Annotated in this window: 8 protein-coding genes; 4 read left to right on the top strand and 4 right to left on the bottom strand. The window is 72.1% G+C overall.

What is annotated here, in order from left to right; all coding sequences use genetic code 11:
- Positions 1-197: 197 nt before the first annotated feature.
- From ABH926_RS40665 to ABH926_RS40655, 3 genes are all read right to left on the bottom strand, one after another.
- Complete coding sequence (locus ABH926_RS40665) at positions 198-920, bottom strand: SWIM zinc finger domain-containing protein (protein WP_370371568.1); 723 nt, start codon at positions 918-920, stop codon at positions 198-200.
- 171 nt (positions 921-1,091) lie between these two features.
- Positions 1,092-2,996, bottom strand: a complete 1,905-nt coding sequence (locus ABH926_RS40660) for a serine/threonine-protein kinase (protein ID WP_370371566.1) — start codon at positions 2,994-2,996, stop codon at positions 1,092-1,094.
- A 36-nt stretch (positions 2,997-3,032) separates the two neighbouring features.
- Positions 3,033-4,058, bottom strand: coding sequence for an SAM-dependent methyltransferase (locus ABH926_RS40655; protein WP_370371565.1), 1,026 nt, complete (start codon positions 4,056-4,058; stop codon positions 3,033-3,035).
- Positions 4,059-4,149: 91 nt separating this feature from the next.
- Between ABH926_RS40655 and ABH926_RS40650 the strand changes: the two genes are divergently transcribed.
- The 3 genes from ABH926_RS40650 (at position 4,150) to ABH926_RS40640 (ending at position 6,921) form a co-directional block, all read left to right on the top strand.
- Positions 4,150-5,457, top strand: coding sequence for a sensor histidine kinase (locus tag ABH926_RS40650; RefSeq protein ID WP_370371564.1), 1,308 nt, complete (start codon positions 4,150-4,152; stop codon positions 5,455-5,457).
- Between the two features lie 131 nt (positions 5,458-5,588).
- A complete protein-coding gene (locus ABH926_RS40645) occupies positions 5,589-6,197 on the top strand; it encodes a response regulator (protein ID WP_370371586.1) in 609 nt (202 codons plus the stop codon).
- 133 nt (positions 6,198-6,330) lie between these two features.
- Positions 6,331-6,921 carry a Uma2 family endonuclease gene (locus ABH926_RS40640; protein ID WP_370371562.1) on the top strand — a complete coding sequence of 197 codons (591 nt, stop codon included), beginning with the start codon at positions 6,331-6,333 and terminating at the stop codon, positions 6,919-6,921.
- A gap of 45 nt (positions 6,922-6,966) precedes the next feature.
- Here ABH926_RS40640 and ABH926_RS40635 read toward each other — a convergent pair whose 3' ends face one another.
- Complete coding sequence (locus ABH926_RS40635) at positions 6,967-8,397, bottom strand: NCS2 family permease (protein WP_370371560.1); 1,431 nt, start codon at positions 8,395-8,397, stop codon at positions 6,967-6,969.
- A gap of 44 nt (positions 8,398-8,441) precedes the next feature.
- Between ABH926_RS40635 and ABH926_RS40630 the strand changes: the two genes are divergently transcribed.
- Complete coding sequence (locus ABH926_RS40630) at positions 8,442-8,894, top strand: DUF2530 domain-containing protein (protein ID WP_370371558.1); 453 nt, start codon at positions 8,442-8,444, stop codon at positions 8,892-8,894.
- The last annotated feature ends 48 nt before the right edge of the window (positions 8,895-8,942 follow it).

Here is an 8,942-nt window from a genome sequence, read left to right as displayed (position 1 = left end):
GCCCCCCCGGGGGCGGGGCGGGGCCGGGCCCCGCCCCCCTTTGGGGGGGGGCCCGGGGGGGGGGGGGGGGGGGGGGGGGGGGGGGGCCCCCCCCCCCGCCCCCCCCCGGACCGGCGGCCACCGCCCCATGGCAGCCGCCGGTCGTCTGTGTTTCTCCCTGCCGGCCTGTGGTTCCCCTACCGGCCTGTGTCCCCTCGCTACAGGCCGCGCTTGGCCAGTTCCTCCATGAGGTTGTGCTTGCGCGCGTGGGCCGAGCGCAGGCCCTCGATGTAGGCCACGGCCTCGGACTTGCGGTGCAGCCGCTGGTACGCCGCCTTCAGGTGCTGCAGGTAGCGCGCGGCCTCGGCGTAGTCGCGGCGGTTGCGCGCCGCTATCCGCGCCTCGATGTGCTTCTTGTAGACGGCGATGGCGCTCGCCGGATCGGTCAGTGCGCGCACGTCCGCCAGGCGCAGCTCGGTGTCGTTGACGTCGGCCCCCGGGGTGACCAGTTCGTCGACCCGGGCGGCGAGGTGGCGCCGCAGGTCGTGGTCGTCGTGCGCGCAGTCCAGCAGCAGGCCGATCAGGTCCTCGCGGTCCAGGATCCCCAGCAGCCGCCGCAGCCCCGCGATCTCCCGCTGCGCGGCGGCGACCTCCGCGCTGCGGGTCTTCGTGACCGGCCCGTCCAGGTACACGAGCCCGACCGCGACACAGTGCCGGCAGAAGTCCCCCGTCATCCCGCGCGGGCAGTCGCAGGAGAAGTCCAGCCCGGCCGGCCGCCGGTCCAGCCGCACCTGCCACGGCTCCGACCCGTAGACGGTCGCGGTGATCTCCGCCCCCGAGGTCCCGAGACTGTCGACGGCCGGGACGGAGGCGACCCCCCGCTGATAGGCGCGCGGCCCGGCCAGCCGCTCCAGATCCTTCTTGCTGAAGAATGCTGTCATACACACATTCTAGCGAGCGGGTCTGACAAAGTCGGGGCGCAATCGGACGCTCTATCCCAAACGCGGGTGGCGAAACCCGGGCGCGCGGATCGTTGTCGAGGCGTTATGCGGACACTGCGACGGTGGCGGCCGGCCCGCCGGCGTGGCCTGCCGTGCCGAGGCGCGCAGGCCTCACGCGGGCGGCCCGCCACAGACCGCGACGACCTGTGCGGCGGTGACGGTCGAGCCCGGCGGACGCTGCGCGTCGACGGCCTGGTCGTTGGCCACGCCGACGGTGACGGTGCCGTCGTTGGCGGGCGCCGCGATCCCGAGCTCGACCCATTCCCCGGCGTGCGAGGCCCCTGACATGGGGAACTGGCCCGCGCGACCGGCGAGGGCGTAGTCGCCGAACGCGAGGTTGGCGGGGCCGGTCGCGTTGTAGGCGAACAGAGCACAGGCGGAGACGGCCGAGCCCGGGGTGAAGGTCCAGGTGACGTGGGCGGTCGGAGGCTCCCCGGGAGCCACCGTCGAGGCGACGAGGTCGCCTCCGCCGCAGGACGCGAGGGCGGCACCACCGCCGGCCGGATCGGCGGACCAGCCGGCGGACGCGGACAGGGCGTGGCCGGCGCCGCTCGGACATCCGGGCCCTGCGATCGCCGACCAGAGGCCGCCCCCGGTCCAGGGCGCGGACGAGGCGGGGATGCGCAAGCTCTGGAACCAGGCGAGGTTCTGGCCGAGGAGCCGCCCGGAGTAGCCGACGAGCGCGTGCGGAAGCGGCGGGGGCTGGCCGGGGATGGCGGCCGCGGACCGGGATGAGGGCTGATTCTGCGGGGTGATCGAAGCCTGCGACCGGGAGGTGCGGGCGGCGGGTGGCGGGGGAGACGCGGTCGAGCCGCCGTTGGTCGCCAGGGCCAGGGCGACCGCCACGGCGGCGACCAGGCCTCCGGCTGCTGTCGCGATGACAAGTCGCCGATGGTGTGGCGGGAAATCGACTTTCTGGCCGGAATCAGCGCCCGGATCGCCACCGGGAACAGCGGTCGCGCCGGAGATGACGATGCGCTCGGTTTCGGCCCGGTTGATGGCACCGGTGTTGGTACTGCTGCTGCTGCCGCCGCTGTCGCTGTCGCTGCCGCTGTCGCTGGTGCCAGTGCCAGTGCCAGTGCCGGCGTCGGTGTCCTCGATCGCGGTCGGACCGCCGATGACGATGGGCGCGGCTGCCTCCACCCCGAACTCCGCTGCCACCTCCGCCGCCGTCGGCCTCTCTCCGGCTTCCTTCGCCAAACACCGCAGCGTCACCGCCCGCAGCGCTTCCGGCATCGTGCCGAGGTCGGGCTCGGCGTGCACCGTGCGGTACATCAGCGTCGCGGGCGACCCGTCCCAGAAGGGGCTCGTGCCGGTCGTCGCGTAGACCAGGTTCGCGCCGAGGGCGAAGACGTCCGCCGGCGGCCCGGTCGGGCCTCCCTCGATCTGCTCCGGCGCCATGTAGCCGGGGGTGCCGGGCAGGCGGCCGGTGGTGGTCAGGGAGGCCAGGTCGGCGGCGCGGGCGATGCCGAAGTCGATGACGCGCGGGCCGTCCGGGGCCAGCAGGATGTTCGAGGGCTTCAGGTCGCGGTGGACCAGGCCCGCGGCGTGCATCGCGGCCAGCGCCTCGGCGAGCCGGGCGATCAGGGTGCCGGCGTTCTCGGCGGCGAGCGGCCCGAAGCGGGGCACCTGCTGCGCCAGGGTCCAGCAGCGGAAGTACTCCGTCGCCAGCCACGGCGGATCGGCGAGCACGTCGGCGTCGAGCACGCGCGCGGTGTGCCGGCCCGGGACGCGGCGGGCCGCGGCCACCTCGCGGATGAAGCGGGCGCGGAACTCCTCGTGCTCGGCGAGGCCGGCGTGCACCACCTTCAGCGCCACCTCGCGGCCGCCCGCGTCGCGCGCCAGATACGCCACGCCCATCCCGCCGACGCCGAGCCGCCCGACGAGCGTGTACCCGCCGACCCGCTCCGGATCGCGGGGCCGCAGCGGCTCGGGCTCGGGCGGGTCCAGGAACCCGGCGGCCAGCGAGGCTTCCGGGCTCAAGGTCCAGACGTTCGCCGGTTCCTCCTGCGTCACGCGGGTCACCTCCCGTGGCCGCAGCCTAGGAGCGATTCAGCAGCTTGAGAAGGCCACCAGCCAGCCGAACGCGCCGAGCCCGGCCGGGTCGGTGAGCTCGGCGGCGGCCGAGGCCCGGCTCAGCCCGCGCAGGTACCCGAGCGGATCGGACGAGGCGAGCGCGAGATCGGGGCGCGCGCCGGAGACACCCAGGTCCCGCAGGAAGTCGCGCTGCGTGGTCAGCAGGGTCTGCACCCCCGGATCCAGCGCCGCCGCGCACGCGTCCAGGGCGACGTGGGCGGTGATGTCGCAGGAGCCGTCCGGCACCGCCGGCACCTGGTGGCCGTCGCGGTAGCCGGTCAGGGTGCCGAAGCGCGGACGGTCGGCGGCGGTGTGCGAGTAGTCGACGGCCACCGCCACGCCGCGCTCGAGCCGGGCCACCGCCGCGCGCCAGGCGGCGTCGCGGTCCAGGCCGATCTCGGCGCGCGTGCCGGGGGTCCGGTCCATCGGCCACCACCGGGCCAGCCACTCCCGCTGCTCGGCATCCGGCGCCGCTCCCAGCCGCTCCTGTCCGATCCCCGCCTCCGACCCGGCCCCCACTTCCACCTCCACTTCCACCTCCACGATCCGCGCGTCCCCGTCCGCTCCCACCTCCGCGACGTCGCACACCACGTTGTCCAGCCACTCGTTCGCGAACAGCAGCCCGACCACGTTGCTCGGCGCCTCCGTCGTCCACTCCACCGCCTCCGGCAGCCCCTCCGGGCGCGGCCCGAGGTCCACCGCCACCGTCCGCAGCCGTCCGGCGGCCTCCGGTGCCTCGGCCGCCAGCCACCGCACCACCCCGGCCGCCAGCTCGCCGCGTCCGGCCGCCATGTCCACGAAGTCCAGCCGCTCCGGACTGCCGAGCCGCTCGTCCACCCGCAGTAGCAGCCGGGCCACGGCCTCGGCGAACACCGGGTTGTGCGCCGAGGTCCGGAAGTGGGCCGCGGGTCCGGCGCCCGGCCTGCGGTAGAACCCGTCGGGGCCGTACAGGGCCCGCTCCATCGCCGTGCGCCACGTCACCCATTCCGTCACGGCCGCCACGCTACCGCCCAGGTCGTGCGACCTGAGGATGACCGGCGGATCATCCCGCGGCGCCATGTCCGGAGCCGGAACGCGCACCTACGCTGAAAGCGTGTCTCGCGTCTACGCCTGGATCCAGCGCCATCCGAAGCTGATCGACAGCATCCCGGCTGTCATCCTGCTGCTGATCGGCCTGGCCTCGCTGGCCGCCTCGAGCCATCCCGGCGGGATGAAGAGGTGGCTGGTCGTGCCGCTGGTGATCGCCGCGACGATCCCGCTCATCTTCCGGCGCCGGTGGCCGCGCGGCACGTTCACGGTGGCCGCGGTGGCGGGCTTCCTCAGCTTCTTCCTGGGGACGGCGTCCTTCAACGCCGCCGACATGGCCTTCCTGATCTACCTCTACACGGTCGCCGCCTACTGCCAGCGCCGCTGGTCGATCCCGGCGATGGGGCTGACCTACGTCGGCGCGCTGATCCAGTTCCAGCTGCTGCACATGTTCGACGACCAGGCCCAGTGCGACCACGTCACCAAGCCCGCCGAACAGCGCCTGTGCTACCAGGGCCAGCCGGGATACACCACCGACGGGCACTTCAACTGGGTCACCTTCCTGTTCGTGGCGGTCTTCATCGCCGGCCTGGTCGGCCTGGCCTGGGTCGGCGGCGACTCCATGCGCTACCGCCGGGAGTACTACGTGCGCCTGGAGGACCGCGCGCAGCGGCTGGAGCGCGAGCGCGACGCGCAGGCCCAGATCGCCGCGGCCGCCGAGCGCGCCCGCATCGCCCGCGAGCTGCACGACGTGGTCGCGCACAACGTCTCGGTCATGGTGGTCCAGGCCGACGGCGCCACCTACGCCCTGGACCAGGACCCGGAGGCGGCCCGCAAGGCGCTGCTGGCGATCTCCCAGACCGGCCGCACCGCGCTGACCGAGATGCGCCGCATGCTCGGCGTGCTGCGCTCGGCCGACGACGCCGGCACCTACGTTCCGCAGCCCGGCATCGAGCAGCTCGGCGACCTGCTGGAGCAGGTGCGCTCCACCGGGCTGCCGGTGTCGCTGACCGTCGAGGGGGTGCCGCGGGAGATGCCGACCGGCCTGGCGCTGGCGGTGTACCGGATCGTGCAGGAGTCGCTGACCAACACCCGCAAGCACGGCGGCCCGCAGGTGAAGGCCTCGGTGGCGCTGATGTACACCGACGACTGCCTGGTCCTGCGCATCGTCGACAACGGCCGCGGCGCCGAGGCCCCCGGCGACGGCCTGGGCCACGGCCTGGTGGGCATGCGCGAGCGGGTCTCGGTCTTCGGCGGCACGCTCGTCACCGGCCCGCACGTCTCCGGCGGCTACGCTGTGGAGGCGATCCTGCCCTTCGCCGGCCCGGAGCCCGCCGACCCGAGTGAATTGCAGCCCGAGTCCCTGGAGTCGTGACGTTGAGCCAGAGCACGCCGGAACCGACCGGATCGGCCGGATCGACCGGACCGGCCGGCGGCGCCGAATCCGCCGCCCCCGTCCGCATCGTCCTGGTCGACGACCAGGAACTGCTGCGCACCGGCTTCCGCATGGTCCTGAACAGCCAGCCCGACATGGCGGTGGTCGGCGAGGCCGGCGACGGCCAGGCGGCCCTGGACCTGCTGGCCACGCTGCCGGCCGACGTGGTCCTGATGGACGTCCGCATGCCCCGCCTGGACGGCGTCGCCGCCACCCGCGAGATCGTGGTGCGCGGCGAGCGCCCGCGGGTCCTGATGCTCACCACCTTCGACCTCGACGAGTACGCCTTCACCGCGCTCAAGGCGGGGGCCAGCGGCTTCCTGCTGAAGGACGTCCCGCCCCCGGACCTGCTGGCCGCCATCCGCGCGGTCCACAGCGGCGAGGCCGTGGTCGCCCCCTCGACCACCCGCCGCCTGCTCGACAAGTTCGCCCCGATGCTGCCCTCCGAGAGCGAGCCCGCGCCCCCGGAACTGAACGTCCTGACCGACCGCGAGCACGAGGTGCTGCTGTTGGTCGCGCAGGGGATGTCGAACGCGGAGATCGCCTCGAAGCTGTTCCTGTCCGAGGCCACAGTCAAGACCCACGTCGGGCGGATCCTGATGAAGCTCGGGCTGCGCGACCGGGTGCAGGCGGTGGTGCTGTCCTACGAGACGGGGCTGGTGAAGGCGCGGGGGCGGTAGGGCGCGTGCTCGTCAGCGGTATGGCAATGGGCTGAATGAGTGAATGCTGCTGTTATCGGCGTGGCGGTTCGATGGTTTGTGCACACTGGGTTTTGGCAGAACAACCATCTGTTACCGGAGGTATCCTGTGCTTATGACCGCACCGCGGCTGCCTGAGTGGCTTGCCGACCCTCCCGAGGACGGCTTCACGGCCGATGACCTCGACCGGATCCCCGATCTGCCTCCGCACACCGAGCTGATCGACGGAAGCCTGGTATTCGTGAGCGCCCAGAACCTGTTTCACATGACAGTCATCGACTGGATGTCGTCCGAGCTGCGGCGTCAGGCGCCGCCCGAGTTCTTCGTGTTCCGGGAAATGACCACGACGCTGGGGCGCAGGCAGCGGCCAGAACCCGATCTGACGATCACGACGAAGAGCGCCGTTCGGAGCCGGCTTCAGACAGACGTGCCGTTCGAGGAAGTCCTGGTGGCGGTCGAGGTCGTGTCCCACGAGTCGGAGATCCGCGATCGTGAACGCAAGCCGCAGCTCTATGCGGCTGCGGGTGTCCCCGGCTTCTGGCGTGTGGAAGATGACGAGGGCCACGTCGTGGTGTACGTCCATGAGCTCGGCCCGGACAAGGTCTATCGCCTCGTCGGCACTCAGCGGGACCGACTGGTCATCGAGCGGCCTTTCGCGGCGACGATCGACTTCACCGACATCGTGGAGACGTTCAAGGAGGACTGAGCCGGCGGGCAGGGCCTCGACCGAGCCCCTGCCCCACCCCGGCCGTTACTCGATCCCCAGCGCCTGCTTGATCGGATCCAGCGCGAAGTACACCACGAAGAACGCCGCCACCACCCACATCAGCCAGTTGACATCCCGGGCCTTGCCGAGCACCACCTTCAGCACGCAGAACATGATGAATCCGGCCCCGATCCCGTTGGTGATGCTGTACGTGAACGGCATCAGCGCGATGGTCAGGAACGCCGGGACCGCGATCTCCCAGTCGTCCCAGTTGATGTCCTTGGCCTGCGTCATCATCAGGAACCCGACCGCGACCAGCGCCGGCGCCGCGGCCTGCGACGGCACGATGGTCAGCACCGGGGTCAGGAACGCGGCCAGGAACAGCAGCACGCCGGTGATGATGTTCGCCAGCCCGGTGCGCGCGCCCTCGCCGACGCCGGCCGCGGACTCCACGAAGCAGGTGTTGGACGACGCCGAGCCCGCGCCGCCGGCCGAGGCGGCCAGGCCGTCGATGAACAGCACCCGGCCGATGTTGGGCAGCCGGCCGTTCTCGTCGAGCAGGCCGGCCTCGCCGCTGATGCCGATGATGGTGCCCATCGCGTCGAAGAAGTCGGCCAGGATCAGCGTGAAGACGAACACGATCGCGGTCATCACGCCGGCGTCGTGGAAGCCGCCGAAGAGGCTGAACTTGCCGAGCAGCCCGAAGTCCGGGTGCGCGACCACGCCGTGCGGGACCTTCGGGACGATGGTGCCCCAGGCTGCGTCCGGGACCGTGGCGATCTCGTTCACCACGATGGCCAGCACCGTGGTGCTGACGATCGAGATCAGCAGGCCGCCGGGGACCCGCCGCACCAGCAGGCTCAGGGTCAACAGCAGGCCGAAGCAGAACACGAACATCGGCCAGCCCTTGAGCGTGCCGCCGACGCCCAGGGTCACCGGGGTGCCGGAGCCCTTGCCGACGAAGCCGGCGTCGACCAGGCCGATGAAGGCGATGAACAGGCCGATGCCGACGCCGATCGCCTTTTTCATGGCCAGCGGGATCGCGTCCATGATCTTCTGCCGCAGCCCGGTGACCACCAGCAGGCAGATGCCCAGCCCCTCCAGCACCACCAGGCCCATCGCGTCCGGCCAGGACATGGTCGGGGCCAGGGTGAAGGCCACGACGCCGTTCAGCCCCAGGCCCGCGGCGATGGCCAGCGGCAGGTTCCCGCCGACGCCCATGATCACCGTCATCACGCCGGCCACCACCGCGGTGGAGGTGACCAGCTGGGTGTGGCTCAGGACGTGGCCGTACTTGTCCTTCGCGCCGCCCAGGATGATCGGGTTGAGCACCAGGATGTAGGCCATGGTGAAGAACGTGGCCAGCCCGCCCCGGACCTCGCGGACGTAGGACGAACCGCGCTCCTGCACCTTGAAAACGCGTTCCAGGACGCCCACCCCGCCGGGACCGCCTGCGCCTCCCGTCTGAACTGACAAGCTCCCACTCCTCCGGTGATCTGTACCGCCGATATCCTGTCCACATGACAACCCAGGGCCGCAGGCGCAGAGCGGACGAACCGGAGGGCACGCCGGAGCGTGACACCTCCGGGCGCACCGCCCCGAAAGGCCGCGCCGGCCGGCCCAAACTGGAGCCGATGCAGATCAACGAGGCAAAGGTTATCTGGATCGGCATCGGCCTGTGGGCTGCTGCTTTCCTCATTTTGTTGCCTTTTCGTAAAACCCTGATCTCCGACGGGCACGGCTGGTGGCTCTACACCTGCCTGGCCGGGGCCGGACTCGGCATGGTGGGCCTGCCGATGGTCGGCCGCCGCAAGGCGGTGATCCACCGGGAGACCGAGCGCGGACGCCAGGTCGGGCACGATGAGGGCGGCCGGGAGCACAAGGGCAAGGCGCGCGACGCGGGCCGGGACGCGGGACGTGACGGCGGTCGCGACGGCGGCAGGGACAACGGCCGGGGCCGAGGCCGCCGCTGATCCGGCCGCACCGCCGGACGCCCCGTCGGGATCCATTCATCGAATCGT

The sequence above is a fragment of the Catenulispora sp. GP43 genome (assembly GCF_041260665.1).
Lineage (GTDB): Bacteria > Actinomycetota > Actinomycetes > Streptomycetales > Catenulisporaceae > Catenulispora.
This window is presented reverse-complemented; position numbering and strand designations above follow the sequence as displayed.